This window comes from Dactylosporangium sp. NPDC000244, assembly GCF_040300725.1.
Lineage (GTDB): Bacteria > Actinomycetota > Actinomycetes > Mycobacteriales > Micromonosporaceae > Dactylosporangium.
On the sequence record NZ_JBEPEH010000036.1, the window covers coordinates 95,364 to 121,047 of the forward strand.

The window sequence follows — 25,684 nt, forward strand, 5'->3', positions numbered from 1 at the left end:
CTACCCTCCCCTGCAGCACCGCACACCATAATGCGCGTGTCGTGCTCACACCGCCCACTCGGGCCACTCAAACCACGTGCGCAACCAACCGGACGATCGGATCGTTACATGACTGCGCGCCGAGACCCAGAGGATGTCGGCGCGCGGGTTTACTGTGCAGTTCTGCGCAGGCTGCGGTGACCTGAAAAAAATCAGGCCATCGCCGGCTCGGCGAGACGGACCAGGTGGTCCGCTTCCGATGCCGCCGCGGCGAGCCGGTCGTTTTCGGCGCGGAGCCGAACGACCTCGAACTCGAGCGCCCGAAGCTTGGCACGCAGTTGGGTGACCTCGTCGACGAGGCGCCGGTCGGGCGCGCTGCCTACGTGGCCGTAGAGGGCCTTAGCCATATCGTCTCCTTGTTAAGCGCAGCCGGTCGACTCCGGCAAACGCGCGCCCAGCACCCGCGACCGAAGCACAAGGGCATGAATGGGCGCGACTGGCGACCTCTCTATGTTCCTTCCGGGGCGCGACTTAGTCAAGCGCAGAGGCACGCCAAACGTGCTGGCCAGGGTGTTCTCACTCACCCGGGTGCGTGATCATCACGCCGCGCCGATCGTGGCAGTGTGCCACCGGTTGCCCCGCGGCGCCACTGCAAAGTAGCGTCATGTCCGGGAATTCTGGGGACAACGGGCCGGGAGAGTGCGATGACGGGTCTCACGGCGAGACTCGGTCCGACCGGAATCGCCGCGATCGTCACCGCCGTTCTCATCGTCTTCGGCCTCGGCGCCGTGATCATCCCGTCGCTCAGCGGCGGCGGCGACGCGTCGGCCCCGCACGCGGCCGGTCCCCCGCCCGACGTCGCGCCCCCGAGCGCCGCCGACACGAACAGCGCGCCCGCGCCCGCGCCGACCACCGAGACCCCGACGCCGACCACGGCCCAGACCACGCTCGTGGCCGCGAACTTCAACGCCGGCTACGAGGACCGCGTCGTGCAGCAGATCAACGGCGAGCGGCGCAAGCACAAGTGCGACGCGTTGCAGGTCGACGGCAAGCTGCGCACCGCCGCGCGGGGGCACGCGGCGGACATGGCGGCCCGGGACTTCACCGGCACCCAGGGCAGCGACGGCAGCAGCCCGCAGGACCGGATCAGCGCGGCCGGCTTCAGCGGTGGGTTCGCCGACGAGCTGACCGCCAAGGGCGGCGACGCCGGCGACGTCGTCAAGCGCTGGATGCACGACGACGACACGAAGGACATGCTGCTCGACTGCGACATCACATCGATCGGTGTCGGGGCCGCCATGCGCGGCCGCACGGCCTACTGGACCGTGGACACCGGCCGTGCTTGAGGGGGCCCAGCATCGTTAGTCCGGTCGTGGACCGGGTTCCGACGCTCCTGCCACTGCGGGCGCATCCGCTCGCCCGGCCACACGCATGGGAGATCGTCGCGGGACACGGTCCGGCGTTCACCGTCGTCGTCGACGTCGCGAGCGGGCCCGGCAGCGGCCGGGACCCGGTCTGGACCGCGGCCATGAGCCGCCTGGCCGCGGCGGGCGTCCGGCTGCTCGGCTACGTGGACGTCGACTACGGCACGCGCCCGGTCGCGCAGATCCGCGCGGACGTGTACCGCTGGAGCGGGTACCCGGTGCGCGGCGTGTTCCTCGACCGCACGCCGGTCAGCCCGTACGCGATCGGCCCGGTCGCGGTCGTCGCGCAGTCCGCCGCCCGTGCCGACCTGCCCGACGTGGTGCTGAACCCGGGTGAGCCGCCGGACGAGGCGTACCGCGACCTCGGCCTGCCGGTGTGCGTGTTCGACGGCAGCTGGCGGGAGTACCGGCGCTGGTCCGGCGAGGGCGCGCGCCCGGGCGACGGGCACCTGGTGCACGCCGTGCCGCCGTGGGAGCTCGACGAGGCCGCGCGGATGCAGGTGAGCCGCGGGGCCGGCTTCGGGCTCGTCACCGACCTCGGCGCGCCCGACCCCTACGCGGACCTGCCCGCCTGGTGCGGCCTCGTGCCCGGCCTGGCGGAGCTCGGCGCCGAGCGCGACCGGCCCACCCCGGCGCCCCGGCGCCCGCGCCCCTACCGCGCGCTCAGCGTGGTGCGAGACGGGGCCGCGGCTGGCAGCGCGGGCAGGAGTACGAGGACCGGTTCATGAACGCCTCCCGCCGGATCGGGCTGCCGCACCGGTTGCAGGGCAGGCCCTCGCGGCCGTAGGCGTTCAGGGAGCGCTCGAAGTAGCCGCTCTCGCCGTTGACGTTCACGTACAGCGCGTCGAAGCTCGTCCCGCCCTGCCCGATGGCCTCGTTGAGCACGTCGCGGACGTGGGCGAGCAGGCGGCGTACGACGGGCCGGGACAGCTGCGACGTGTCGCGCGCGCCGTGCAGCCGGGCCCGCCACAGCGCCTCGTCCGCGTAGATGTTGCCCACGCCCGAGATGAGCGTCTGGTCGAGCAGCGCCCGCTTGACCTCGGTGCGCCGCTTGCGCAGTCGCTCCACGAACGCGTCGTCGGCGAACAGCGGGTCGACCGGGTCGAGCGCGATGTGCGCGAGCTCGCCCGGCAGCACGGCGCCCCCGAGCGAGACGCTCAGGCCGCCGAACGTGCGCTGGTCGACGAAGCGCAGCTCGGGCCCGTCGTCGTCGAAGGTGAGCCGCACCCGCAGGTGGATCTCGGCCGCGGCCTCGACGGGCTGCATGAGCAGCTGGCCGGACATGCCGAGGTGGCCGACGAGGGCGTCCTCGTCGTCGAGGGGCAGCCAGAGGTACTTGCCCCGGCGCATCACCGAGCCCACGCGCCGGCCCGCGAGGATGCCCGCGAAGTGCTCGGGCCCGGGGACGTGGCGGCGGATCGCGCGCGGATGCAGCACCTCGACCGTGGCGATGCGCCGGCCGGACACCCACTTGTCGAGGCCGCGGCGGACGGTCTCGACCTCGGGCAGCTCAGGCATGGAGGCCCCTCTAGATCGCGTAGTGCCAGACGGTGATCAGGTACGAGCCGTACCACAGCCCGAACGCACCGCAGGCGGCCAACACTAGCGCCGCGGTGCGCGGCCGCGCGCGTCCGAGCGCCACCGCGGGCGGCACCAGGATCAGCAGCGCGGGCACGAGCAGGCGCGGCTTGGAGTGGTAGTACCCGGCCTGGCCGAGCACCAGGACGAGCACGATCAGGCCATACACGGCCAGCGGCGGCCAGACCCGCCGGACCAGCGCGACGACGGCCAGGATCACAACGCCGATGAGCATCCACGCGATGCTGACCTGGATCCAGCCGTCGCCGGCCTTGAACGCGTCGCGCAGGAACGTCAGCGTCGAGTCGCCGTAGTCGAACGTCGTGCCCCAGCCCGCGGTCTGGATGTCGAACCACGCGCGCAGGTCCCCCACCCGCAGCCCGACCCACAGCAGGTAGGCCGGCACGCCCGCGAGCGCGACGACGGCGCCCAGAATCGGTTTCCAGACCCCGTCCCCCGCGGCCGCGCGGCGCTTGTTGACGATGGCGATCACCGCGGCCACGGCGAGCGCGATCGCCGCGGCCGCGCCCGTGGGCCGGGTCAGCCCCGCCGCGAGCCCGAGGACGCCGGCGAGGAGCCAGGCGCCCCGGTGCGCGCACAGCAGCATGCCCACGACGAACGCGGTGAACAGCGCCTCGGAGTACCCCATCGACAGCGCCATCGACATCGGCTGCACGCAGAACAGCGCGGTGAGGGCCAGGCCGGTCCGCTCGTCGTAGAGCCGCGTGCCGAGCGCGCACAGCAGTACGGCCGCGACCCCGCCCGCGATCCAGGACACCGTGATCGCGGCGGTGCCGTAGTCCAGGCGGGTGATGAGGTGCACGAGGCGGACCGTCATCGGGTAGCCGGGGAAGAACGCCAGGCCGTTGCCGGTCAGGTGGCCCTCGCCGTCGTAGCTGTACCCGGTCGGGTAACCCTCCTCGGCGACGCGGACGAAGTGCCCGCCGTCCCAGGCGAGGAGGCGGTCGCGGATCTTGTCGTCGGGCGACATCCACCACAGCAGCGCCAGCTGCACCAGGCGGCTCAGCGCATAGATGCCCAGCGGGAATGCGATGAGCGTGGTGCGGACGCGCTGGGTGATCTCATTGACCGGCGTCATCGTCGTCATCGGGGCGCGGTTCCTCGGCGGTGTCGGTCTCGGTGATGTCCGCGTTCGTGTGCTTGATCTTGCTGCCCTTGCTGACCTTGTGCGTGTCACCGGCTGCCTCGGCGATGGCGTAGGCGGCGGACTCCGGCTGGACCCCGGACAGCTCCCGCCAGGCCGCCTCGGCCGCGCGCTGCTCGGCCTCCTTCTTGCTGCCGCCCTGCGACCCGCCGTAGCGCTTCCCCGCGACGATCACCCAGGCGGTGAACCGCTTGGCGTGGTCGGGGCCCTCCTCGTCGATGCGGTACTCGGGCACCCCGAGCCCGCGCCCGGCGGTCAGCTCCTGCAGGCTGGTCTTCCAGTCGAGACCGGCCCCGCGCATCGCCGCCTCGGCCATCAGCCCGTCGAAGAGCTTGTGGATCACCTGGGCGGTGGTGTCCAGGCCGTACTGCAGGTAGATGGCGCCGATCAGCGCCTCCAGCGTATCCGCGAGGATGCTGGCCTTGTCGCGGCCGCCCGTCGCCTCCTCGCCGCGGCCGAGCAGCAGGAACGGCCCGATGCCACCGGGTCCGAGCCGCCGCGCGACGTCCGCGAGGGCGCGCATGTTCACGACGCTGGCGCGCAGCTTCGCGAGCTGGCCCTCGGCGAGCTTCGGGTGGTTCTGGAACAGGGCGGTCGTGATGACCACCCCGAGCACCGCGTCGCCGAGGAACTCCAGCCGCTCGTTGGTGGGCAGACCCCCGTTCTCGTACGCGTACGAGCGGTGGGTCAGCGCCCGCTTGAGCATGTCCGGATCGAAGTCGACGCCGAAGGCGGCCTCGAGGCTGTTCTGGTTCTTCACGAGCGCTCTCCCAGTGCGTCACGGATGGTGAGGCCGCCGGCCGAGGAGAGTTCGGTCAGCAGATCGTCGGCGAGTCCCGCGACCGCGGGGGTGATGCGGTCGCGGTGTAGGCGTGCGGCGAGGGCGATACCGTCGGCGATCTCCGCGCCGGCGGCCGAGCCGTGGCAGACGACGACGTCGCCCGCCACTCCGAGCAGTACGGCCGCGGCCTCGTGCCGCGCGGGCGCGTCGGGGGTGCTGTGCGCCGCGCCGTCGGGGGACCCGTCGGCCGCGGCCGAGCGCTGCGCCGGCGCGAACGCCGGGCGAGTCACGGCCATCGCGCCCTCGAGCCCCTTGAGCAGGACGTTTCCGGTGAATCCGTCGGTCACGACGACGTCGGCGGGGCCTCCGCGCGGTACGTCGAAACCCTCGACGAGACCGACGTAGCGTCCGCCTGCGGGCAACGGGATGTCCGACAGCGCGATCGACACCGCGCGGCGCAGCCGGTCGCCCTTGCCCGGCTCGCTGCCGATGGACAGCAGCCCGACGCGCGGGCGCGCAATGCCCAGGCCCACGGACGCGTAGGCGGTGCCGAGGACGGCGTGCTGGACGAGCTCGAGCATGGTCGCGTCGAGGGTCACCCCGACGTCGATCAGGAGCACGGGCCCACGGGCGGTGGGCAGCTGCGCGGCGAGCCCGGGGCGGCGCACGCCGCGCATGCGCCCGAGCACGTGCGCGGACGCGGCGACGGCGGCGCCGCTGGAGCCCGCGGAGACCATCGCGTCCGCGCGGCCGGTGTAGACCGCCTCCGCGGCCGCGCGCACCGATGTGGAGCGGCGGATGTTGCGCAGCGGCGAGTCGGCCATGCCGATGGCGGCGTCGATGACGCTGACACTGACGCGCTCGCGGTCAGCGACCGGGAGCGCGCCGATGACCTCGTCGGCCACATCCCGTGGGCCGGCGAGGAGAAGGTGGAGGTCTGGATCGGCGCTGCATGCGCGCAGAGCGCCGTCAACCACGACGGCGGGAGCCCCGTCCCCGCCGAGGAGGTCGACGGCGATCCGCGCGACGCCGGACGGGATTTCCCCGCCGTGCGGCGATCGGTCGGATCGCGTCACCCGGATCCGGTAATCAGACCTCGATGACCTGGCGGCCGTTGTACGTGCCGCAGACCGAGCACGCCGCGTGAGGCAGCTTGGGCGAGCGGCACTGCGGGCACGGCTGAGTGGAGACCGCGACCGCTTTCCACTGGCTCCGGCGCGACCGGGTGTTGCTGCGCGACATCTTCCGCTTGGGAACAGCCACTGGACCTTACTCCTCTGACGTCTTGATCTGGGACAGGGCGGCCCAGCGCGGGTCGATCTGCTCGTGGGTGTGGCCCTCGGGCAGTTCGTCGATCGGTGTCCCGCATTCGGGGCACAGACCTGGGCAGTCTTCACGGCACACGGGATTGGCGGCCAGGGAGAGCACCACCGCGTCCCGCAGTGCCGGCTCCAGGTCGATCAGGTCGCCCTGTAGCCGTCCGACCTCGTCCTCATCGGTCGTCTCGTCCGTCGTGCTGTGCTCGTAGGCATAGAACTCTTGGATCGGGACGTCCAGCGTGTCGCTGATCGGGCGTAGGCAGCGCCCGCACTCGCCGGTCAGCGGGCCGGTGACGGTGCCGGAGACGAGCACGCCTTCGGACACCGACTCCATTCGCAGCTGGAGGTCGAGTTCGGCGCCATGGGGCACGCCGATCAGCTCCAGGCCGAGGTCCTTGGGCGCCGGCACGCTCCGCTGCACCGCATGCAGAGCTCCCGGTCGGCGTGGGAGGTCTCTCGTCTCGAGGACCAGCGGCGACCGGGGATCCAGGTGCGGGTGCTGTGGTTGATGTGGCATCTTCAGACTCCGGCCAGGTAGGGCCGACGGACTAGGGTACCCGAGCGGCAGATCTCGCGTCGAATCGCCCCCAACGGTACCGCGCCCGTCAGAACGGCAACGGCCGGTCGTCTTCACCGTGCGGGGTGAACGAGCCGATCTCCCGCAGCGCGTGCATCTTGTCGCGCCCGCGCTCGATCGAGGCCAGCGACCGGGTGAGGAACTGCTCGAAGTTGGCCAGCGCCGTGTCGACGTAGTCGTCGACCTCGTCACGCAGCCGCTGCGTCTCCGCGCGGGCCTCGTTGATCATTCGCGACGCCTCGTGCTCGGCCGAGACCACGATCTCGTTGATCGACACCAGACGCGTGTGCTCGGCCTCGGCCTCGGCAATGATGCGCTCCGCCTCGCGCCGCCCGGCGTCGACGATCTTGTCCCGCTCGTCGAGCAGCGCACTCGCGCGCCGCAGCTCACCCGGCAGGTCGGCACGCAGCTGGTCGAGCAGGTTGATCATGTCGGCGCGATCGAACACGAAGTTGCTCCGCGACATCGGCGCCGACCGTGCACTCTCGACCATCGCGATGATCTGGTCGATGCTCTCGAGCGGGTCCACCTGCGGTCACTCCTGTTCCAATGTCGAACGACGTAACCATCATGCGGCCCGGAACCCCGGGCCGCTTCCATCGCCACTCGGGTTTCGCAGTTAGTTTCGGACCGATGCGAATCGTTCACGCAGGCGATTCGCCACGAGATCGGGTACATGCGGCGAAACGTCGCCGCCCCACTTGGCGACCTCTTTGATGAGGCTCGACGAAACGAAGGAGTACTTCGGATTGGTCGGCATGAACAGCGTCTCGATGCCGCCCAGGCCGTAGTTCATCTGGGCCATCTGCAGTTCGTAGTCGAAGTCCCCGGCCACGCGTACGCCCTTGACGATGGCGCCGATGTCGTTGGCGTGGCAGAAGTCGACCAGCAGCCCCTGGAAGGCATCGACCCGGACATTGGCGTACGGCGCGGTCACCGTCGCGAGCATCTCCAGCCGCTCGTCGACCGTGAACAGCCCCGCCTTGCTCTGATTGATCAGCACCGCAACGACGACCTCATCGAACATCTGCGATGCCCGACCCACGATGTCCAGGTGCCCGTTCGTGACCGGATCGAACGAACCCGGACAGACCGCGCGCCTCATTGCACCAGCCCAAGCCTCATGAGCGGGGACCGTACCAAAGGTTCGCTTAACTCGTGCGCGAGCCGTCCTGATCAAGTCGGGCGTACCACAGGGCCGTCTCCCCGTAGCGCCGCTCCGCGACCGGGCGCAGCCCGTCCGGCCAGGCCATCGGCGCGCCGCGGCTGGAGCGCTCGACCACCACGACGGCGTCCGGGGCGAGCCAGCGCGCGGCCAGCGCCTCGAGCACCGCGCGGACACGCTCGTCGGTCACGGCGTAGGGCGGGTCGATGAACACCGCGTCGTAGGCCCCGTCCGGTTCGCCCGCGAGGAGGCGCTCGACCTTGTCCGTCACCAGTCGTACGCGTCCGGCCACCCCGAGCGCCGCGATGTTGCCCCGGATCACGCGGGCCGCCTTGGCGTCGGCCTCGGCGAGCAGCACCTGCACGGCCCCGCGCGAGCACGCCTCGAGCCCGACCGCGCCCGAGCCCGCGTACAGGTCGGCGAACCGTGCCCCGTCGAGGTCGAGCAGGTTGTCGAGGCTGCTGAACAGCGCCTCGCGCACCCGGTCCGACGTCGGGCGCGTGCCCTGGCCGGCCGGCACGGTCAGCCGGCGACCACCGAGCGCTCCGGCCACGATCCGCGTCACACGATCCACAGTAGGCGGTGACGTACGCCACTCCGCGCCGCGTCCTCGTCGCCCGCCGCGATCGATGTGATCCGCGTCACCCCTTCTCGAGGTACTCGGCCCGCTCCTCGTCCACCAGCCGCGCGATCGTCGCGGCCAGCGCCGGGTGCCGCTCCAGCTCCCGGTCCTCCGCGATCAGCTCCGCCGCCTCCGCGCGGGCCTCCCCGATCAGCTCCGAGTCGCGCAGGAGCGACAGCAGCCGCAGGTGCGAGCGGTGCCCGGACTGCGAGGCCCCGAGCACGTCGCCTTCGCGGCGCTGCTCCAGATCGAGCTCGGCCAGCTTGAACCCGTCGGTGGTCGAGGCGACCGCGTCCAGGCGCGCCCGCGCGGGCGTGCCCTCGCCGGACTCGGTGACGAGCAGGCACAGGCCCGGCGCGCTGCCCCGGCCGACGCGTCCGCGCAGCTGGTGCAGCTGGGAGACGCCGAAGCGGTCGGCGTCGAGAATCATCATCATCGTCGAGTTCGGCACGTCCACGCCGACCTCGATGACCGTGGTGGCGACGAGCACGTCGAGGCGGCCCTCGGAGAAGGTACGCATGATCGCGTCCTTCTCCTCGGCCGGCAGGCGCCCGTGCAGAACCCCGATGCGCAGGCCGTGCAGCGGGCCCTCCTCCAGCTGCGGCGCGACGTCCAGCACCGCGACCGGCGGACGGCGCCCGTCGTCGTTGGCGGGCGGCACGTCCTCGCCGTCGGACTTGGCGGCGTCGCCGATGCGGGGGCACACGATGTAGGCCTGGTGCCCCTTCGCCACCTCCTCGCGCAGCCGCCGCCAGCCCCGGTCCAGGAACGCGGGCTTCTCGGTGACGGGCACGACGTGCGACGCGATCGGCGAGCGCCCGCGCGGCAACTGGCTGAGCACCGAGGTCTCCAGGTCGCCGAAGACGGTCATCGCGACCGTGCGCGGGATCGGCGTCGCCGTCATGACGAGCACGTGCGGCGGCTGGTCGGCCTTGGTGCGCAGCGCGTCGCGCTGCTCGACGCCGAAGCGGTGCTGCTCGTCGACGACGACGAGGCCCAGGTCGGCGAAGTCGACGCCCTCGTAGAGCAGGGCGTGGGTGCCGACGACGATGCCCGCGGTGCCGCTGCGCAGGTCCTCGAGCACCTTCCGCCGCGCGGCCGCGCCCAGGGACCCCGTCAGCAGGGTGACCCGGGTCGCCTCCGGCGCGGCGTCCAGCTCGCCGGCCCGGGCCATCGCGCCGAGCAGGTCCGTGACGTTGCGATGGTGCTGGACGGCCAGCACCTCGGTCGGGGCCAGCATCGCCGCCTGGCCGCCGGCGTCGACGACCTGGAGCATGGCGCGCAGGGCGCACAGGGTCTTGCCGGAGCCGACCTCGCCCTGCAGCAGGCGGTGCATCGGGTGGGCGCGCTCCATGTCGGCCGCGATCTCGTCGCCGACGTCGCGCTGGCCCCGGGTCAGCTCGTAGGGCAGCCCGGCGTCGAACGCCGCGAGCAGCCCGTCGGCGCGGCGCGGGCGCGGCACCGCCGGCCAGTCCTCGGCGCGCTTCTTGCGCTGGACCAGGGTCAGCTGGAGCGCGAACGCCTCGTCCCACTTCAGCCGCCTCCGCGCGACGGCGAGCGACTGCTGGGACTCGGGCCGGTGGATCTCGCGCAGCGCCTTGTCCAGCGAGCTCAGCCGCCGCGTGGCGCGCGTCGCGGCCGGCACCGGGTCGGACGTCGGCGGCAGCACGTCGAGCACGGTGCGCACGGCCGCGGCGATGCGCCACGTGGGCACGCGCGCGGTCGCGGGGTACACGGGAATGATCGCCCCGGCGAACTCCTCGACCGCCTCCTCGCCCTCGCCCGCGTCGAGCAGGACGTAGTCGGGCTGGTTGAGCTGCAGCTTCTGGTTGAACCGGCCGACCTTGCCGGAGAAGAGGCCCCACCGGCCCGGGCGCAGCTGGTTCTCCCGCCACGGCTGGTTGAAGAACGTGACGCTGATCTCGCCGCCGCCGTCGTCGCCGATGACCGCCTCGACCAGCGAGCCCCGCTTGCCCCGGGTGTTGCCGCGCTGCTGCACGAACGTCCGGGAGTTGACGCGTTTGACCTGCCCGAACACGGTGACGTCGGTGTCGATCTCCAGCGCGCGGATGTCGGTGTGCTCGCCGCGCTCCTCGTACCGGCGCGGGAAGTGGTACACGAGGTCGCCCACCGTGTGCAGGTCGAGGTGCTCGGCGAGCAGCTTCGCGCCGTTGCCCCCGAGGACCTTCGACAGCGGTGTGCTCAGGTCGATGTCGGCCAACTCCAGGTTTCCTCTACTCGACGCCCACCAGGAGTGGGTAGTGCGGCTGGCCCCCTTCGTAGCACTGGACCTCCACGAACGGCCACGAGCCCTCGACGTGGGCGCGCAGGGCCGCGCCGAGCCCCTCGGGCGCGTCGCGGCCGGCGATGAGCGTGACGAGCTCGCCGCCGCCGGCGAGCATCCGGTCCAGCAGCCGGAAGGCGGTCTGCGGCAGGTCCTGGCCGATGAGGTTGACCTCGCCGTCGACGATCGCGAGCACGTCACCGGGCTGGCAGCGCCCGGCGACCGTCAGCGCCTCCCGCCCGGCGATGGTGACCTCGGCGGACCGGCACCGCGCGGCCGCCTCGGCCATGGCGATCACGTCGTCCTCGAAGCGCCGCGCCGGGTCGCGCACGGCCATGGCGGCGAGCGCCTGCACCGGGGAGCGGGTGGGCACCACGCCCGCGCGGACGCCTGCGGCGCGCGCCTCGCCCGCGGCGGCCGCGGCGACGGCCAGCACGTTCGCGTCGTTGGGCAGCACGACGACGCGCTCCGCCCCCGCGCCCACGATCGCGTCGAGGAGCTGGCGCGTGGACGGGTTGCCGGTCAGCACCGTCGCCCCCTCGGACTCGAGCAGCTGCGCGAGCCCGCGCCCGTTGCACACGACCACGACGGCGCGATCCGGGTGCCCGCCGCCCTCGCCCGCCGGGCCGGAGGCGTCCGCGCGCGCCGCGATCTGGTCCTCGAAGCGGGTCACGGTGATCCGGCTCGGGCGCCCCGCGGCGATGCCGGCCTCGATCGCCGCCCCGACGTCGTTGACGTGCACGTGGACGTGCCAGGTCGGCTCGTCGCCGACGATCACCAGGGAGTCGCCGAGCGCGGCGAGGGCGCCGCGCAGCGTCTCCACCGCGTCCGCGGGCGCCTCGAGCAGGTACTGCACCTCGTAGGCGAAGTCGGCCGACCCGGTCTCCCGTTCGACCGCCGCGCCCGGGCGGCCACCGGCCGGCACGGCCGCGGTGACCGGGCCGTCGGGCGGCTCGTCGCCGGTCAGGGTCTCCACCAGCGCGTCGAGCAGCACCACGAGGCCGCGCCCGCCCGCGTCGACGACCCCGGCCCGGGCCAGCGCCGGCAGCTGCTCGGGCGTCCGCGCGAGCGCCTCCCGCGCGCCCTGCGAGGCCGCCCGGGCCACGGCGACCACGCCCCCGCGCGCCCCGGCGGCGACGGCGGCCTTCGCGGCGGCGACCCCGACGGTCAGCACGGTGCCCTCGACCGGCGCGGCGACCGCGTCGTAGGCCCCGCGGGCCGCGTCGTCGAGCGCCCCGGCCAGCACGGCGCCGGTCACCGGGGCCGCGCCCGCGCGCTCCAGGCCGGCCGCGAGCCCCTTGAAGAGCTGGGCCAGGATGATCCCCGAGTTCCCGCGCGCGCCGAGCAGCGCGCCCCGGGCGGCGCCGCGCATGGTCTCGGCGGCCGTCGCGCCCACGGCCGCCTCGACGGCCGAGGACATCGTGAGCACCAGGTTGGTGCCGGTGTCGCCGTCCGGCACGGGGTACACATTGAGCGCGTCGATCTCGGCCTGATGGCGCCGCAGCGCGGCCAGGCCACCGGCACACCACCGGCGGACGGCGGCGGCGTCCACACTGTCTGGCACGCGGCAGAGCCTAACGGTGAAGGCGGTCATTCCCCACCGATGCGGGCGCCGACAGGGCCGATTGGGTGTCGAGGGGTCGCATCAGGTAGCCTTACCGGGTTGCCCGCCGTTCACCCGGCCGGTGACGCCTGGAACGAGAGCCGCGGCGCGGGTCCGTTCCCGCCCCAAGACTGCAATCAACCCAGGAGATCCCCGTGGCTAGCGTGTGCGACGTCTGCGGCAAGGGACCGGGCTTCGGCCACAACGTGTCCCACTCGCACCGGCGGACCAACCGCCGTTGGAACCCCAACATTCAGACGGTGCGCACCCCGGCCGGTGGCGGCACCACGCGGAAGGTGCAGGTCTGCACCTCCTGCCTCAAGGCCGGCAAGGTCGTCCGGGGCTGACCCCAGGCACGACGAAAGGCCCCGTGACACGGTCACGGGGCCTTTCGTCGTGCCCGGGCAGGCCTCAGAGGTCCCGTCCGAACGAGCGGACCTCGGGGTAGCCCTTGTAGTGGCCGAAGTCCTCGATCCGCGCGTATCCGCTGCGCTCGTACAGCCCGATCGCCTCCGGCTGCGCGGTGCCCGTCTCCAGCCACATCCGCTTGCGGCCCGCCTCCCGCGCGGCGTCCTCGACCGCCCGCAGGAGCGCCTTGGCGATCCCGAGGCCGCGGAACTGCGGCGCGACGTACATGCGTTTGAGCTCGGCCGTCGTCTCGTCCTCGGCGAACGTGCGGAAGCCGACGCAGCCGGCCGGCACGTGGTCCACGTAGGCGACGAGGAACGCCCCCTCGGGCGGGTCGAACTCAACGGGCTCAACGGGGGTGGAGTCACCCTCGCCGCCGTACCGCTCGCTCAGGTCGGCGAGCGCGGCGGTGGTCAGGTCGGAGGCGACCCGCGCGCCGTAGCGGGTCATCCGGATGTCGATCTCTGTCACGAGCGTCGAGCGTACCGGCCCTTACTTGAAGTGATCCCACCCCGGGGCGCCGCCCGTGTACCGGCGACCGTCCACGGTCACGCCCTCACCCGTGGTGAACACGCTGGCGGTCACCACGGAGCCGACGACGAGCCACTCGTCGCCCAGCTCGACGTCGGGCGGGAAGGTGGCGGCCAGCGCGTGGTCGTCGCCGCCGGCCAGTAGCCAGCCGTACGGGTCGACGCCCAGCGCGGTCGCGGCGGCATGCATGGCCTCGGGCACCGTGAACGCGTCGCGGCGCACGTCGATGCCGACGCCGCTGGCCGTGGCGATGTGACCGAGATCGGCCAGCAGCCCATCGGAGATGTCGATCATGGACGTCGCGCCCATCCGCGCGGCGACGGGGCCGAGGTGGTACGGCACGTCGGGGCGCCGGTGCGCGTCGACGAGCAGCTTCGGGGAGCGGAAGCCGCGGGAGAGGATCGTGTACCCCGCCGCGGCGTGCCCGATCCGCCCCGCGACGGCCACCACGTCGCCCGGGTGCGCGCCCGAGCGCAGGACCGGCGCCTGCCCGTCCAGGTCCCCGAGCGCGGTCACCGCAATGGTCAGCGTCGGGCTCGACGACGTGTCCCCGCCCACGACCGTCGCGCCGGTCTTCGCCGCCTCCGCGGCCAGGCCGTCGGCGAGCTCCTCGGCCCACGAGATCTGCAGGTTCGCCGGGGCGCACAGGGCCACCAGGAGGGCCGTGGGCCGGGCGCCCATGGCCGCGATGTCGGCGAGGTTGGCCGCGGCCGCGCGGTGGCCGACGTCACGCGCGCTGGACCAGTCGCGGCGGAAGTGGCGCCCGTCCACGAGCACGTCGGTGCTCGCGACGACGCGCGCGTCCGGGGTCGCGACGATCGCGCCGTCGTCCCCCGGTCCGAGCAGTACGAAGGGCGACGCCGCCCCGAGCCGGGCCGTCACCCGTGAGATGAGCCCGAACTCTCCGGCGGTTGAAACGGTCACCCGTCCTCCAAGCTGATGCTCGATAGTGTCGCCGCCGCCGCGTGTCGTGGCATGATCACGCACGGCGGTTGATTTGCCGATTCCATTCTTGCGGTAGGTTGACGCCTGATCAGCGTGCGGACGGCAGGGAGGGAGTCGTGTCGTGGTACAGGCATACATCCTGATCCAAACAGAGGTCGGCAAGGCCCGCGATGTGGCCATGGCCATTCAGGGGCTCAACGGGGTGGTCCGCGTCGACGCGGTCACCGGGCCTTACGACGTCGTGGTCCTCACCGAGGCCCGCAACATCGACGAACTGGGTCAGCTCATCGTCTCGAAGGTCCAGCTGGTGCCGGGCATCACGCGCACGGTCACCTGCTCGGTGGTGCACTTGTAGTGCCGGCCGTAACGAGCCCGGACGCGCCCGCGCGCCCCTCGCCGAGCCCGGCGAAGCTCGCGACCTTCGCCGCACTGCCCCTGGCGCTGGTCGCGGGCATCGTCGCGTTCTGGGTCCTGGGCGGTTTCCCTTCGGCGCCGAGCACCGCACCGGTATCGGCTGAGGCGCCCGGGCTCGACCCGTCCCCGGCCGCTGTGTGCCGCGCGCTGGTGTCCCGGCTGCCCGAGGACCTCGGCGGCCTGCACCGTCGCCAGGTGACCGCCGGGGGCGAGCAGAACGCCGCGTTCGGCGACCCGGCGATCGTCCTGTCGTGCGGCCGCGCCGCCCCGGCGGTTCCGCAAAACCCGCAGCTGCTGGGGCTGTCGGACGTATGTTGGTGGGCGGACGAGCAGTCCGGGCAGACGGTCTGGCACACCGTCGACCGCCAGGTCCCGCTCCAGGTCGTGGTTCCGAAGGGCGCAGAGGGCTCGTGGCTGGTGAATCTTTCACCGGCGATCGTGGCCACCGTCCCGTCCGCGCCGGCCGGCGACCTGCACTGCTGAGCTCCGCCGCATCACCCTTGTGCCACTGAGCCCTCCCCGGTTCGGATCACCGCGCCTCCGGGCGCACCGATCTCGAGGAGGCTGCCTCATGCCCGCCAAGTCCGTGCTGTTCACGGTGCTCGCGTCCGCCGCTCTGCTGACCCCCGCCGCGCCGGCCGCGGCCGCGCCCGCCCCGCCGCGGCAGCAGCAGGTGAACCTGGTCGCGGCGCTTAGCGGCAAGCAGGAGGTGCCCAGGAACAGCGGCGACCCCGACGCGACCGGTGTGGCCCTGCTGACCCTGCACCGCAACGGCCGCCTCTGCTACGTGCTCCACGTGCGCGACGTCGACGGCGACATCACCCAGGCCCACATCCACCGGGGCCTCTCCGGCCACGACGGCCCGGTGGCGACCGCCCTCAGCGAGCCGATGTGGCACGGCTCGGCCGCGGCCTGCACGAACCTCGGCCGCCGGCAGACGGAGCGGCTGTGGAACGCCCCGCAGCGGTACTACGTGAACGTCCACTCGTCGAAGTACCCGGACGGCGCCCTGCGCGGCCAGCTCCGCCTCACCTGACCGCGTGCGCCGCTGCCGCGGAGCACGCTCCCGCGCGGCGCCCCGGACTCGAACCGGTGCGCCGCGCGGTGGCGTTCAGCGCAGCGTGGCGTCCAGCGCCCGGCGCACGTCCGCGACCAGGTCCGCGGTGTCCTCGACCCCGCACGAGAAGCGCACGAGCCCGTCGGGCGCGTCGTCGCCCCACTGCGCCCGCCGGTCCGCCGAGGAGTGCAGGCCGCCGAACGACGTCGCGGCGAACACCAGCTCGGACGCCTCCAGGAAGCGGTCGACGGCCGCCTTGTCGGCCAGCACGAACGTCACGACGCCCGGGATGCGGCGCATCTGCCGGACCGCCGCCTCGAACGCGGGGTCGCCCGGGCGCCCGGGCCACCGCACGGATGCGACCGCCGGGTGCCCGGCCAGCAGCTCCGTCACCGCCGCCGCGTTCGCCGTCTGGCGGCTCAGGCGCAGGTCGAGCGTCCCGAGCGAGCGGTGCGCGAGCCACGCCTCGAACGCGCCGGGGATGCCGCCCGTCCGCGCTCGCCACGTGCGGATCGACTCGACCAGCTGCGGGTCGCGGGCGCAGACGTAGCCGAGCAGCATGTCGGAGTGCCCGGTCAGCGCCTTGGTGGCCGAGGCGACCGAGAAGTCCGCACCGAGGTCGAGCGGCCGCTGCCCGAGCGGCGTCGGCGTGGTGTTGTCGACCGCGACGAGGCCGCCACCGGCGTGCGCCCGCGCGGCGAGCCCGGCGATGTCGCACACGTCCAGCCCCGGGTTGGAGGGCGTCTCGAGCAGCAGCAGCCGCACGTCGTCCAGCGACGGGTACGGTCCCGCCGTCGGCATCGTCCGCACCTCGATCCCGCGCCCGGGCAGGTGCTCGCCGGCGAAGGCGCGGGTCAGGAAGTACCCGTCGGAGGGCAGCACGACGGTCTCACCCGCGCGCAGCGTGGCGAGCAGGACCGCGGTGATGGCCGCCATGCCGGAGGCGAAGACGACGCACTCGCCGCCCTCGAGGTCCCCGATCGCCTTTTCCAGGTTTCGGTACGTCCGGTTGTCCGACCGCCCGTATCCGTCCACGCCCGGCTTCGGGCCCGCGACCGGATCGAGGTGATACGGCGCCACGAACACCGGCGACGGCAGGAACGGCTCTCCCGCCACGGCCGCCGGCACCCCGGCGTGCACGACCCGCGTCCCGTCCCCGCGCCCGGGCGTCCCGTTCTCGCTCGCATCCACGCTGCTGTCCCCCTTCATCAGGCGTCTCACTCCCCCACGCTCGTTGCGCACGCGCGCCGTCGCCCCTCGCCGCGCGGAGGCGTCGTCAATCGGGGCGGGCAGGTGGCTCGGGTGCGGGCGCGCCGCTGCTCGGGTGCGGGCGGCGCCGCTGCTCGGGTGTGGGCGCGCCGCGTGTCACTGACCGGTCGACGGGACGCCCGGGCGCTCCGGCTTCGTCTCGCGGGCCATCAGCGCCGCCAGGGCCTTGAGCGGGTCGACGCCCTCGTGGCAGACCTGCTCGACCTGCTCGGTGATGGGCATCTCCACGCCGACGCTGTGCGCGAGGTCGCGGATCGACTTGCAGCTCTTGACGCCCTCGGCGGTCTGGCGGGTCGCGGCCTGCGCCTGCTCCAGGGTCTCGCCGCGGCCGAGGCGCTCGCCGAAGGTACGGTTGCGCGACAGGGGCGACGAGCACGTCGCGATGAGGTCGCCCAGGCCGGCCAGACCCGCGAACGTCATCGGGTTGGCGCCGAGCGCCGCGCCGAGGCGGGCGGTCTCGGCCAGGCCGCGCGTGATCAGGGTCGCCTTGGTGTTGTCGCCGAACCCGAGCGCGGAGGCCATCCCGTAGGCGAGGGCGATCGCGTTCTTCACGGCGCCGCCGAGCTCGCAGCCGACGACGTCGTCGTTGGTGTACGGCCGCAGGTAGCGCGTGCTGATCGCCCGCTGGACGAGCTCGGCGCGGCGGATGTCCCGGCAGGCCACCACGGTGCCCGCGATCTGCTCGGCGGCGATCTCCGGGGCCAGGTTCGGCCCGGTGACGACGGCGACCCGCTCCGGCTCCACGCCGGCGACCTCGACGATCACCTCGCTCATGCGCTTGAGGGTGTCGAGCTCGATGCCCTTCATGAGGCTCACGAGCGTCGCGTCCGCGCCGATGGTGCCGCGCCACGCGGAGAGATTGGCGCGGAGGGTCTGCGACGGTACCGCCAGCACGACCAGATCCGCCCCGTCGATCGCCTCGAACGCGTCGGAGGTGGCCGTGACCGCGCCCGGGAGCCACGTCCCGGGCAGGTAGTCGGGGTTGTGGTGCTCGTCGCGGATGGCGGCGGCGAGCTCGGGCCGGCGCGCCCAGACGGTGACGGAGGGCGTGCCGGCGTCGGCGAGCACCTTGGCGAACGCCGTGCCCCAGGAGCCCGCCCCGAGGACGGCCGCGCGCTGGATGCTCATGCCGTCTGCTCTTCGGGGCGCTGGGCGGGCCGCGTCTCTCCCGGGCGCTGGGCGGACTGCCGCTCGTCAGAGCCCGGGGCGGAGCGCTTCGGCGTCCACAGCGGTGGCGGGGTGCCGCCGCGGATCTCCACCAGCATGTCGCGCAGGTGCAGCATGATGTGGTCGGTGATCTCGTTCAGCGTCTGGGCCGTCGGCTGCGAGCCCGACCAGGCCGACAGGTCGAGCGGCGCGCCGGTGACGACGGTGACCTTCGCGCGCGGGAGCAGCTTGAGCTTCTTCGTCCGCGGGTCGTAGATCTGCTCCGGGCCCCACATGACGATCGGGATCATCGGCGCGCCGGTGTCCAGCCAGAGCCGCGCCGCGCCGGTCTTGCCGCGCATGGGCCACAGGTCCGGCTCCCGCGTCGTGGTGCCCTCGGGGTAGATGACCACGGCCTCGCCCGCGCGGACGCCCGCCCGGGCGGCCTCGAGCGCCTTCACGGCGTCGGTGGTGCCGCGGCGCACCGGGATCTGGTGGACGGCCTTGAGCAGGTAGCCCAGCACCGGCACCTCGAACAGGCTCGACTTGGCCAGGAACGACGGCCACCGCCCGGCGTCGTAGATGTAGTGCGCGACGGCCAGCGGGTCGGCGTGGGAGATGTGGTTCACGACGATGATCACCCCACCGTCGCCCGGGATGTGCTCCATCCCTCGCCAGGTGCGGCGGGTCAGCACCTGGATCGCGGGCTTGACGGTCATGACGGCGAAACGCCGCCAGAAGCCGAGCCTCCGGCGCACCATCTCACCCTCCCCTCACGGTTCTGCTGCGAATCATGCCACTGCCAGGCGCCCGGTGGCCGTGTCAGGATGGCTCATGCATTGCCACGGCCAGTCGACGACCCAGCTGACGGCGCCCGAGCGGGCGGCCGCCTGGGTGGCGGTGGTCCCGGTCAAGCCGCTGCGAGCGGCCAAGACGCGCCTGCGCGGCGCCGTTCCCGAGGCCGTCCACCCCGATCTCGTCCTGGCCATGGCACGCGACACGGTAGCCGCCGCGCTCGCCTGCCGCGCGGTCGCCCGCGTCGTGGTCATCTGCGACGACCCGGCGGTGTGCTCGGAGCTGACCGAGCTCGGCGCGTTCTGCCTGCCCGACGCGCCCGCGGCGGGCCTGAACGCGGCCCTCGCCTACGGCGCCCAGGCCGCCTGGCAGCCCGGCCCGGCCCGCGTGCGCGCGGACGCGCAGGCCGGCCGGCCGGAGCCGGGCGCTCGCGGGGACCGGCTCCCCGAGGCGCGGCAGCCCGGCATCGATGCGGCGGCGCGCGTGGGCGGCGGCTCGGACAGCTGCTCGGACGACGGCTCGGACGCCGCCGGGGACGTCGGTGGGCGGGGGCTCGGCGTAGTCGCGCTGACCGCCGACCTGCCCGCGATGCGGCCCGACGATCTTGAGGCGGCGCTGGTCGCGGCCGCGCGTGCCGGGCGACGGGCGTTCGTGCCGGACCTGGAGGGCACCGGGACGGTGCTGCTCGCGGCGCCCGCCGGGGAGGCGCTCGCGCCGCAGTTCGGGCCCGGGTCCGCGGTGGCGCATCTGCGCTCGGGCGCGATACGGCTCGATGGGGCCTGGCCGAGCCTGCGCCGCGACGTCGACACCGCGGCCGATCTCGATGCCGCGTCGCGACTGGGACTCGGCGCACATACCGGACAAGTCCTCTGCACGGTAGCGTGATCGGTATGCAGGGCACGGTCGCGACGTTCGATGACGCGAGCCGCACCGGGACGGTGCTGCTCGACGACGGGGTCGAGGTGACCTTCCCGGCCGCGGCGTTCGACGCGTCCGGGCTGCGTCATCTGCGGCTGGGCCAGCGGGTGCGGCTCGACCACGACGATGTGGGCACGATCACGAAGGTCACACTGCCCACGCTCCCGTAGGGGAGATCAGGTAGCGGCAAAAGCCCGCCCGGGCCGGCGGGCGCGACGATGTGGGCACGATCACGAACATCTCGCGCACAACGTTCCGTCGCGGCCAAGCAGCGGGAAGTTCATGTTCAGACCGGCACAAACGGGCCATGATGATCCGGTGGACGAGAGCACAACCGGTCGAAGCCGCCCGCGCAGCGCCGCCCAGCGGCCCGAACCGGAGAGTCCGCCCAAGACGACCAGGTCCGGTGGGGACGGGGCCCCGGCCCGGGCTCGTCGCTCCACCAAGGCCGCGCGCCCGGCGCCGGCCGACGAAGCCACGGTGAGCGAGGTCACGGTGAACGAGGCCACGACAGAGTCGGCGAAGGCGTCCGAGCGGGTGCCGACTCAGAAGTCCCCGACCAAGGCGCCGGCCGCCAAGCCAGCCGAGCCGGATCCCTCCCCGGCCGAGCCGGCACCCACCTCGGCAGCCGCTCCCACCCCGGCCGCTCCGACCGAACCCGCCGCGGCTGAGACGGGCCCGACTGAGTCTGCCGCGACGAAGCCGGCCGCCACCGCGCGTCCGGCCGCCCGGCCCGCGACCACCGCCAAGGCCACGGGCGCGGCCGCGAAGCCGGTGACCGCCGCGGCCAACGGAACTGCTCCCGCCAAACCGGCGACCAGCGCAGCCGCGACCAAGCCGGCGCCTGCCGCGACCAAGCCGGCGCCTGCCGCCACGAACGGAGCCGCTTCCGCCAAGCCGGTGACCACCGCCGCGAACGGGACCGCCGCCGCCAAGAGCACCGCGGGCAAGACGAGCGCTGCGGACAAGACGAGCGGCGCGAGCGACGGACCGCCCGCGGCCCCTGCGAAGCCGGTCGAGAGCGCCGCACAGGGCACGGGCCGGCCCGAGGCAGGCACGGGTGACCCCGCAGCGGCTCAGCCCCGTCAGGACACGAACGAGACGGGCGCGGACGCGACCGAGGAGGACGCGGCCACGCGCGACGGGGATGCCGTCACGGAGTGGTTCGGTTCAGAAGGGAGCGCTGTGCAGGTACAGGAGGAAGAAAAGCCGCTGCCCGAGGACCGGTATCTCAACCGTGAGCTGTCGTGGCTGGACTTCAACGCCCGGGTGCTGACCCTCGCCGAGGACCCCGCGACGCCGCTGCTGGAGCGGGCCAAGTTCCTGGCCATCTTCGCCAGCAACCTCGACGAGTTCTACATGGTGCGCGTCGCCGGGCTGAAGCGGCGCCTGCAGACCGGCCTGCCGGTGCGCCGTCCCCCGGGCTTCCTGCCGCCGACGGAGCAGCTCGAGCAGATCGCCGAGCGCACGACGGGCCTGATGGCGCGCCAGTCGCGGGTCTTCGCCGAGGAGATCGCGCCCGCGATGGCGGCGGAGAACATCCACATCGTGCGCTGGACGGAGCTGGACCCGGCCGAACGCGAGCGGATGCGCGCCTCGTTCCGCGAGCAGATCTTCCCGGTGCTCACGCCGCTGGCGGTCGACCCCGCGCACCCGTTCCCGTACATCTCCGGCCTGTCGCTGAACCTCGCCGTCGTGGTGCGCGAGAAGGACGGCGGCCCCGAGCTGTTCGCGCGGATCAAGGTGCCCAACAACGTGCCGCGGTTCTTCGCCCTGCACGCCGCGCGCGACGGGGCGCGGGTGATGCGCTTCCTGCCGGTCGAGGAGCTCATCGCGGCGCACCTCGGGCAGCTGTTCTCGGGCATGCAGGTGGTCGAGCACCACCTGTTCCGCGTCACGCGCAACGCCGAGGTCGAGCTCGACGAGGACCGCGACGAGGATCTGCTGCAGGCGCTGGAGCGCGAGCTCGCGCGGAGGCGCTTCGGGCCGCCGGTGCGGCTGGAGGTCGCGGCGTCCATCTCCGACCACGTGCTCGAGCTGCTCGTCCGCGAGCTCGACATGGACTCCCACGACGTGCTGCGCGTGCCCGGGTGGCTGGACCTGACCGCGCTGTGGGAGGTCTACAACGGCGTCGACCGTCCGGATCTGAAGGACCCGCCGTTCGTACCGGCGACGCATCCGCACTTCGCCGAGGGCGAGACGCCGCGCAGCGTCTTCGCGCGGCTGCGCGACCACGACATCCTGGTGCATCACCCCTACCACTCGTTCTCCACGAGCGTGCAGCGCTTCATCGAGCAGGCCGCGGCCGACCCGAACGTGCTGGCGATCAAGCTGACGCTGTACCGCACCAGCGGCGACTCCCCCATCGTCGACGCGCTCGTCGACGCAGCCGAGGCCGGCAAGCAGGTCGTGGTGCTGGTCGAGGTCAAGGCGCGCTTCGACGAGAAGGCGAACATCGGCTGGGCGCGGACGCTGGAGCGGGCGGGCTGCCACGTGGTGTACGGCCTCGTGGGCCTCAAGACGCACACGAAGACGGCCCTCGTGGTGCGCCAGGAGGGCAACCACATCCGCCGCTACTGCCACATCGGCACCGGCAACTACCACCCGAAGACCGCGCGGCTCTACGAGGACTACGGGCTGCTGACGGCCGACCCCGAGGTGGGCGCCGACCTGACCGACCTGTTCAACGTGCTCACCGGCTACAGCCGTCAGACGTCGTACCGCCGGCTGCTGGTCGCCCCGCACGGGGTGCGCCGGGGCATCATCGAGCGGATCGAGCGCGAGGTCGCGTACGGCGCGGACGGGCTCGTCCAGCTCAAGGTGAACTCGCTGGTCGACGAGGAGGTCATCGACTCGCTGTACCGGGCGAGCCGCGCGGGGACGCGCGTGGACCTGATCGTGCGCGGCATCTGCGCGCTGCGCCCGGGCGTGCCGGACCTCTCGGAGAACATCCGGGTCCGCTCGGTCCTGGGCCGGTTCCTGGAGCACTCGCGGGTGTTCCGGTTCGGCCACGGCGCCCGCGCGGAGTACTGGATCGGCTCGGCCGACCTGATGCACCGCAACCTGGACCGCCGCGTGGAGGCGCTGGTCCAGGTGACCGACCCGGCCTCGACGGACGAGCTGCACCGGGTGCTGAGCCTGATGATGAGCGGCGACACCGGCGCCTTCGAGCTCTCGGGCAACGGCGAGTGGCACCGTCGGGCGGGCAAGAATCCGCAGGAGGCGCTGCTGCGCCGCATCGTCGACCGGGTGGAGTGAGCCCGTCTGACCTCTTTAGGGTGACTGGATGCTGGAGGAAGAGCGCAAGTACCTCGCCGACGACGGGTTCACGATGCCGGACCTCGGCGCCGCCGGCCTGGTGAGCGCGCGGGAGCCGGTGACGCTGCGGGCGACCTACTACGACACTCCCGAGCGGCTGCTCGCGCGCCACGGCGTTTCGCTGCGGTACCGCAAGGGCGACGCGTCCTCGAAGGTGTGGACGGTGAAGCTGCCTTCCTCGCGGGCGGGGACTCGCCACGAGTACTCGCGCCCGTCGCAGGGCTCGGGTGTAATACCCCCGCAGCTGCTCGATCTCGTCACCGCGTACCGGCGCGGGCGCCCGCTCGACCCGGCGGCGATCCTGTACACGGTGCGCACCGTGTACGAGGTCGCCGACGCCGACGGGCAGCTGCTGGCGGAGGTCGCCGACGACACGGTGAGCGTGCTCGACGGCCGCGAGGTGGTGCTGCGCTTCCGCGAGATCGAGGTGGAGCGCGCCGGCGGTGACCGGCGGCTGCTCGACGGGATCGAGGAGCTGCTGCTGGGCGCGGGCGCGCGGGCCGGCGCGTTCGTGGCCAAGCACATGCGCGCGATGGAGGCGGCCGCGCCGCTGGACGCGCCGGTGCTGGTCGCGCCCGCGCGGCGGCGCACCGCGTACGCGGGTGACGTGGTCACCGAGGCGATCCGCCGCGACGTCGCGCGGATCTTCAAGCACGACCCGTTCGCGCGGCTGCGCGAGACGATGCCCAACGGCGACACCCCGGTGCACCAGATGCGGGTCGGCACCCGGCGCCTGCGCAGCGACCTGCAGACGTTCCAGGCGCTGCTCGACCCGCACTGGACGGCCAAGCTGCGCGGCGAGCTGGCGTGGCTGGCCGGCGCGCTCGGGGGCGCCCGCGACGTGGAGGTGCTGCGGGAGCGGCTGCACCGCACGGCCGCGGCCGACCCGCTCGTGCCGGCCGACCCGCGCGCGGTGGCGCGCATCGACGCGGCGCTGGCCGCCCAGCAGGACGCGGCGCTGCGGGAGCTGGACGAGGCGCTGCACTCGCGGCGGTACGTGAAGCTGCTCAACGCCCTCGTCGGCGCGGTGGAGGAGCCCCGCCTCGCCCCGCCGGCCTGGGAGCGGGCCGAGGACGTCCTGCCGGGCATCGTGCGCAAGCCGTGGCGGCGCCTGGTCGAGGGCGGTGGCGGCGTGGTCGGCGCGGGCGAGCTGACCCCGGACCTGCCCGACGACGACTGGCACGAGGTGCGCAAGCGGGCCAAGCGCGCCCGCTACGCCGCGGACGCGGTCGCCGCGGTCGTCGGCCCGGAGGCGCAGCTGCTGGCCAAGTCGGTGGCGCGGGCGCAGGGAGTGCTCGGCGAGCACCAGGACGCGGCGATCGCCGCGGACGCGTGGCTGACCGCGGCCGCTGCCGAGCCGGGCGACCACGACCTCGCGGTGACGGCCGGGCGGCTCTTCGAGCGCGAGCGCGCCGCGGTGACACGGGCCCGCGCGGACTTCCCGGCGGTGTGGGCGACGGTCGTGGAGGATAGAAACATCGCATGGCTGAAGTGAACTCGGTGGTCCGCGCGGCGGGCGGCGTGGTGTGGCGGCGGTCCGCCGATGGGGTCGCGGAGATCGTGCTGGTGCACCGGCCGCGGTACAACGACTGGTCGCTGCCGAAGGGCAAGCTCGATCCGGGCGAGCACGAGCTGACCGCCGCGGTGCGGGAGGTCTTCGAGGAGACGTCGGTCGAGGCGGTGCCGCAGGTGCGGCTGCCGTCGGTGCGGTACCTGACGGGCGAGCCGGGCGTCGAGAAGAGCGTGGACTTCTGGTCGATGCGCGCGACCGCGTGGGCGCCGCGGGCGGCCGACCACGAGATCGAGGAGGCCCGGTGGGTGCCCGCGACCGGCGCGCACACGATGCTGAGCTACGCGCACGACCGCGGTGTCGTGCGGGCCTTCCTCGACGTGCCGCCGGTGACCGGGGTCGTCGCGCTGGTACGCCACGCCAAGGCCGGCAAACGCAAGGAGTGGACGGGCCCGGACACCGAACGGCCCCTGGAGGCCGCCGGGGAACGCGATGCGAGGGGCCTGAGCGGCCTGCTGGCGCTGCTTCGGCCCGACCGGGTGGTCTCGGCCACCCCCCTGCGCTGCCGGCAGACGATGGAGCCGCTGGGGCTGCCGGTCGCGGTCGACCCGGCCTTCGACGAGCTCGCCCCGGTGGACCCGGCCGCGGAGGCGCTTTCGGAACTGGCGCTGCAGGGCGGTACGACGGTGATCTGCAGTCAGGGAAAACTCATGCCGCCACTGCTCACCGCGCTCACGAAGCGGGCCGACGTCAACTTCCACACCCGTAAGGGCGCCGGCTGGGTGTTGTGTTTCGCGGGCGGCCGCGTGGTCGGGAGGGATCGCCTCGCGCCGCTGACGCTGCGATAGCGCCACGAATGGCGAAAGGGCGGCCCCG

28 protein-coding genes are annotated in these 25,684 nt (G+C 73.3%); 11 read left to right on the forward strand and 17 right to left on the reverse strand.

The window, feature by feature from the left end; genetic code table 11:
* Positions 1–191: 191 nt before the first annotated feature.
* Positions 192–386, reverse strand: coding sequence for a hypothetical protein (locus ABT369_RS41565; RefSeq protein ID WP_350621082.1), 195 nt, complete (start codon positions 384–386; stop codon positions 192–194).
* A 297-nt stretch (positions 387–683) separates the two neighbouring features.
* Between ABT369_RS41565 and ABT369_RS41570 the strand changes: the two genes are divergently transcribed.
* The gene (locus ABT369_RS41570) at positions 684–1,325 is read left to right on the forward strand and encodes a CAP domain-containing protein (RefSeq protein ID WP_350621084.1); all 642 of its coding nucleotides are present in this window, start codon (positions 684–686) and stop codon (positions 1,323–1,325) included.
* A 26-nt stretch (positions 1,326–1,351) separates the two neighbouring features.
* Positions 1,352–2,131, forward strand: a complete 780-nt coding sequence (locus tag ABT369_RS41575; protein ID WP_350621086.1) for a spherulation-specific family 4 protein — start codon at positions 1,352–1,354, stop codon at positions 2,129–2,131.
* Here the strand turns inward: ABT369_RS41575 and mutM are convergent.
* The 11 genes from mutM to ABT369_RS41630 all read right to left on the reverse strand — a co-directional run bounded on the left by mutM (position 2,067) and on the right by ABT369_RS41630 (position 12,458).
* The gene (mutM, locus tag ABT369_RS41580) at positions 2,067–2,921 is read right to left on the reverse strand and encodes a bifunctional DNA-formamidopyrimidine glycosylase/DNA-(apurinic or apyrimidinic site) lyase (RefSeq protein WP_350621088.1); all 855 of its coding nucleotides are present in this window, start codon (positions 2,919–2,921) and stop codon (positions 2,067–2,069) included. The genes ABT369_RS41575 and mutM overlap by 65 nt on opposite strands.
* Before the next feature lie 10 nt (positions 2,922–2,931).
* Positions 2,932–4,080: a mannosyltransferase family protein gene (locus tag ABT369_RS41585; protein ID WP_350621090.1), complete on the reverse strand. Its 1,149-nt coding sequence runs from the start codon at positions 4,078–4,080 to the stop codon at positions 2,932–2,934.
* Positions 4,064–4,852, reverse strand: a complete 789-nt coding sequence (rnc, locus tag ABT369_RS41590; protein WP_502891885.1) for a ribonuclease III — start codon at positions 4,850–4,852, stop codon at positions 4,064–4,066. The genes ABT369_RS41585 and rnc overlap by 17 nt, the downstream gene beginning before the upstream one ends.
* Positions 4,853–4,902: 50 nt before the next feature.
* Positions 4,903–6,003 carry a phosphate acyltransferase PlsX gene (locus tag ABT369_RS41595; RefSeq protein WP_350621094.1) on the reverse strand — a complete coding sequence of 367 codons (1,101 nt, stop codon included), beginning with the start codon at positions 6,001–6,003 and terminating at the stop codon, positions 4,903–4,905.
* 13 nt (positions 6,004–6,016) lie between these two features.
* Positions 6,017–6,190 (reverse strand): 50S ribosomal protein L32, encoded by a 174-nt coding sequence (rpmF, locus tag ABT369_RS41600; protein ID WP_259861936.1) that lies wholly within the window; start codon positions 6,188–6,190, stop codon positions 6,017–6,019.
* A 6-nt stretch (positions 6,191–6,196) separates the two neighbouring features.
* A complete protein-coding gene (locus ABT369_RS41605) occupies positions 6,197–6,763 on the reverse strand; it encodes a YceD family protein (RefSeq protein ID WP_350621096.1) in 567 nt (188 codons plus the stop codon).
* A gap of 88 nt (positions 6,764–6,851) precedes the next feature.
* Positions 6,852–7,352, reverse strand: coding sequence for an ATP synthase subunit B family protein (locus tag ABT369_RS41610; RefSeq protein ID WP_350621098.1), 501 nt, complete (start codon positions 7,350–7,352; stop codon positions 6,852–6,854).
* Between the two features lie 90 nt (positions 7,353–7,442).
* Entirely contained in the window at positions 7,443–7,928 is a 486-nt protein-coding gene (coaD, locus tag ABT369_RS41615; protein WP_350621100.1) for a pantetheine-phosphate adenylyltransferase, read from the reverse strand.
* Positions 7,929–7,974: 46 nt separating this feature from the next.
* Positions 7,975–8,553: a 16S rRNA (guanine(966)-N(2))-methyltransferase RsmD gene (gene rsmD / locus ABT369_RS41620; protein WP_350621102.1), complete on the reverse strand. Its 579-nt coding sequence runs from the start codon at positions 8,551–8,553 to the stop codon at positions 7,975–7,977.
* Positions 8,554–8,629: 76 nt separating this feature from the next.
* Entirely contained in the window at positions 8,630–10,837 is a 2,208-nt protein-coding gene (gene recG / locus ABT369_RS41625; protein ID WP_350621162.1) for an ATP-dependent DNA helicase RecG, read from the reverse strand.
* A 7-nt stretch (positions 10,838–10,844) separates the two neighbouring features.
* A complete protein-coding gene (locus tag ABT369_RS41630; protein ID WP_350621104.1) occupies positions 10,845–12,458 on the reverse strand; it encodes a DAK2 domain-containing protein in 1,614 nt (537 codons plus the stop codon).
* Between the two features lie 194 nt (positions 12,459–12,652).
* Between ABT369_RS41630 and rpmB the strand changes: the two genes are divergently transcribed.
* Positions 12,653–12,844 (forward strand): 50S ribosomal protein L28, encoded by a 192-nt coding sequence (rpmB, locus tag ABT369_RS41635; protein ID WP_190249618.1) that lies wholly within the window; start codon positions 12,653–12,655, stop codon positions 12,842–12,844.
* 64 nt (positions 12,845–12,908) lie between these two features.
* On the opposite strand, the gene ABT369_RS41640 is transcribed toward rpmB, so the two are convergent.
* A complete protein-coding gene (locus ABT369_RS41640) occupies positions 12,909–13,355 on the reverse strand; it encodes a GNAT family N-acetyltransferase (protein WP_502891886.1) in 447 nt (148 codons plus the stop codon).
* Between the two features lie 42 nt (positions 13,356–13,397).
* Positions 13,398–14,360: a thiamine-phosphate kinase gene (locus tag ABT369_RS41645; protein WP_350621108.1), complete on the reverse strand. Its 963-nt coding sequence runs from the start codon at positions 14,358–14,360 to the stop codon at positions 13,398–13,400.
* 142 nt (positions 14,361–14,502) lie between these two features.
* Here ABT369_RS41645 and ABT369_RS41650 point away from each other — a divergent pair, with 142 nt between their 5' ends.
* The 3 genes from ABT369_RS41650 (at position 14,503) to ABT369_RS41660 (ending at position 15,831) form a co-directional block, all read left to right on the forward strand.
* Entirely contained in the window at positions 14,503–14,736 is a 234-nt protein-coding gene (locus tag ABT369_RS41650; RefSeq protein ID WP_350621110.1) for an Lrp/AsnC ligand binding domain-containing protein, read from the forward strand.
* Positions 14,736–15,278: a DUF3515 family protein gene (locus ABT369_RS41655; protein WP_350621112.1), complete on the forward strand. Its 543-nt coding sequence runs from the start codon at positions 14,736–14,738 to the stop codon at positions 15,276–15,278. Before ABT369_RS41650 ends, ABT369_RS41655 begins: the two co-directional genes overlap by 1 nt.
* 88 nt (positions 15,279–15,366) lie before the next feature.
* Complete coding sequence (locus ABT369_RS41660; RefSeq protein WP_350621114.1) at positions 15,367–15,831, forward strand: CHRD domain-containing protein; 465 nt, start codon at positions 15,367–15,369, stop codon at positions 15,829–15,831.
* 75 nt (positions 15,832–15,906) lie between these two features.
* Here the strand turns inward: ABT369_RS41660 and ABT369_RS41665 are convergent, their stop codons facing one another.
* From ABT369_RS41665 to ABT369_RS41675, 3 genes are all read right to left on the reverse strand, one after another.
* The gene (locus ABT369_RS41665; protein WP_350621164.1) at positions 15,907–17,061 is read right to left on the reverse strand and encodes a cystathionine gamma-lyase; all 1,155 of its coding nucleotides are present in this window, start codon (positions 17,059–17,061) and stop codon (positions 15,907–15,909) included.
* A 156-nt stretch (positions 17,062–17,217) separates the two neighbouring features.
* Positions 17,218–18,249, reverse strand: coding sequence for an NAD(P)H-dependent glycerol-3-phosphate dehydrogenase (locus ABT369_RS41670; RefSeq protein ID WP_350621116.1), 1,032 nt, complete (start codon positions 18,247–18,249; stop codon positions 17,218–17,220).
* Positions 18,246–19,028: a lysophospholipid acyltransferase family protein gene (locus tag ABT369_RS41675; protein WP_350621118.1), complete on the reverse strand. Its 783-nt coding sequence runs from the start codon at positions 19,026–19,028 to the stop codon at positions 18,246–18,248. Before ABT369_RS41675 ends, ABT369_RS41670 begins: the two co-directional genes overlap by 4 nt.
* Before the next feature lie 73 nt (positions 19,029–19,101).
* On the opposite strand from ABT369_RS41675, the gene ABT369_RS41680 reads away from it, so the two are divergent.
* The 5 genes from ABT369_RS41680 (at position 19,102) to ABT369_RS41700 (ending at position 25,656) form a co-directional block, all read left to right on the forward strand.
* Positions 19,102–19,947, forward strand: coding sequence for a CofC family guanylyltransferase (locus ABT369_RS41680; RefSeq protein ID WP_350621119.1), 846 nt, complete (start codon positions 19,102–19,104; stop codon positions 19,945–19,947).
* A 5-nt stretch (positions 19,948–19,952) separates the two neighbouring features.
* On the forward strand, positions 19,953–20,150 hold the full coding sequence (locus ABT369_RS41685; protein ID WP_350621121.1) for a cold-shock protein: 198 nt from the start codon (positions 19,953–19,955) through the stop codon (positions 20,148–20,150).
* A gap of 730 nt (positions 20,151–20,880) precedes the next feature.
* Positions 20,881–23,238 (forward strand): RNA degradosome polyphosphate kinase, encoded by a 2,358-nt coding sequence (locus ABT369_RS41690; RefSeq protein ID WP_502891887.1) that lies wholly within the window; start codon positions 20,881–20,883, stop codon positions 23,236–23,238.
* A gap of 28 nt (positions 23,239–23,266) precedes the next feature.
* Entirely contained in the window at positions 23,267–24,793 is a 1,527-nt protein-coding gene (locus tag ABT369_RS41695) for a CYTH and CHAD domain-containing protein (RefSeq protein ID WP_350621125.1), read from the forward strand.
* A complete protein-coding gene (locus ABT369_RS41700) occupies positions 24,781–25,656 on the forward strand; it encodes an NUDIX hydrolase (RefSeq protein WP_350621127.1) in 876 nt (291 codons plus the stop codon). The genes ABT369_RS41695 and ABT369_RS41700 overlap by 13 nt, the downstream gene beginning before the upstream one ends.
* The last annotated feature ends 28 nt before the right edge of the window (positions 25,657–25,684 follow it).

What these genes read in the sequence shown, in the direction of transcription:
- ABT369_RS41605 (WP_350621096.1), bottom strand. Translation starts at nt 6,763, where the DNA reads ATGCCACATCAACCACAGCACCCGCACCTGGATCCCCGGTCGCCGCTG.
- ABT369_RS41565 (WP_350621082.1), bottom strand. Translation starts at nt 386, where the DNA reads ATGGCTAAGGCCCTCTACGGCCACGTAGGCAGCGCGCCCGACCGGCGC.
- ABT369_RS41665 (WP_350621164.1), bottom strand. Translation starts at nt 17,061, where the DNA reads ATGAAGGGGGACAGCAGCGTGGATGCGAGCGAGAACGGGACGCCCGGG.
- mutM (WP_350621088.1), bottom strand. Translation starts at nt 2,921, where the DNA reads ATGCCTGAGCTGCCCGAGGTCGAGACCGTCCGCCGCGGCCTCGACAAG.
- ABT369_RS41700 (WP_350621127.1), top strand. Translation starts at nt 24,781, where the DNA reads ATGGCTGAAGTGAACTCGGTGGTCCGCGCGGCGGGCGGCGTGGTGTGG.
- ABT369_RS41680 (WP_350621119.1), top strand. Translation starts at nt 19,102, where the DNA reads ATGCATTGCCACGGCCAGTCGACGACCCAGCTGACGGCGCCCGAGCGG.
- rnc (WP_502891885.1), bottom strand. Translation starts at nt 4,852, where the DNA reads ATGCTCAAGCGGGCGCTGACCCACCGCTCGTACGCGTACGAGAACGGG.
- ABT369_RS41670 (WP_350621116.1), bottom strand. Translation starts at nt 18,249, where the DNA reads ATGAGCATCCAGCGCGCGGCCGTCCTCGGGGCGGGCTCCTGGGGCACG.
- ABT369_RS41685 (WP_350621121.1), top strand. Translation starts at nt 19,953, where the DNA reads ATGCAGGGCACGGTCGCGACGTTCGATGACGCGAGCCGCACCGGGACG.
- ABT369_RS41640 (WP_502891886.1), bottom strand. Translation starts at nt 13,355, where the DNA reads ATGACCCGCTACGGCGCGCGGGTCGCCTCCGACCTGACCACCGCCGCG.
- ABT369_RS41585 (WP_350621090.1), bottom strand. Translation starts at nt 4,080, where the DNA reads ATGACGCCGGTCAATGAGATCACCCAGCGCGTCCGCACCACGCTCATC.
- ABT369_RS41675 (WP_350621118.1), bottom strand. Translation starts at nt 19,028, where the DNA reads ATGGTGCGCCGGAGGCTCGGCTTCTGGCGGCGTTTCGCCGTCATGACC.
- ABT369_RS41660 (WP_350621114.1), top strand. Translation starts at nt 15,367, where the DNA reads ATGCCCGCCAAGTCCGTGCTGTTCACGGTGCTCGCGTCCGCCGCTCTG.
- ABT369_RS41570 (WP_350621084.1), top strand. Translation starts at nt 684, where the DNA reads ATGACGGGTCTCACGGCGAGACTCGGTCCGACCGGAATCGCCGCGATC.
- ABT369_RS41695 (WP_350621125.1), top strand. Translation starts at nt 23,267, where the DNA reads ATGCTGGAGGAAGAGCGCAAGTACCTCGCCGACGACGGGTTCACGATG.
- coaD (WP_350621100.1), bottom strand. Translation starts at nt 7,928, where the DNA reads ATGAGGCGCGCGGTCTGTCCGGGTTCGTTCGATCCGGTCACGAACGGG.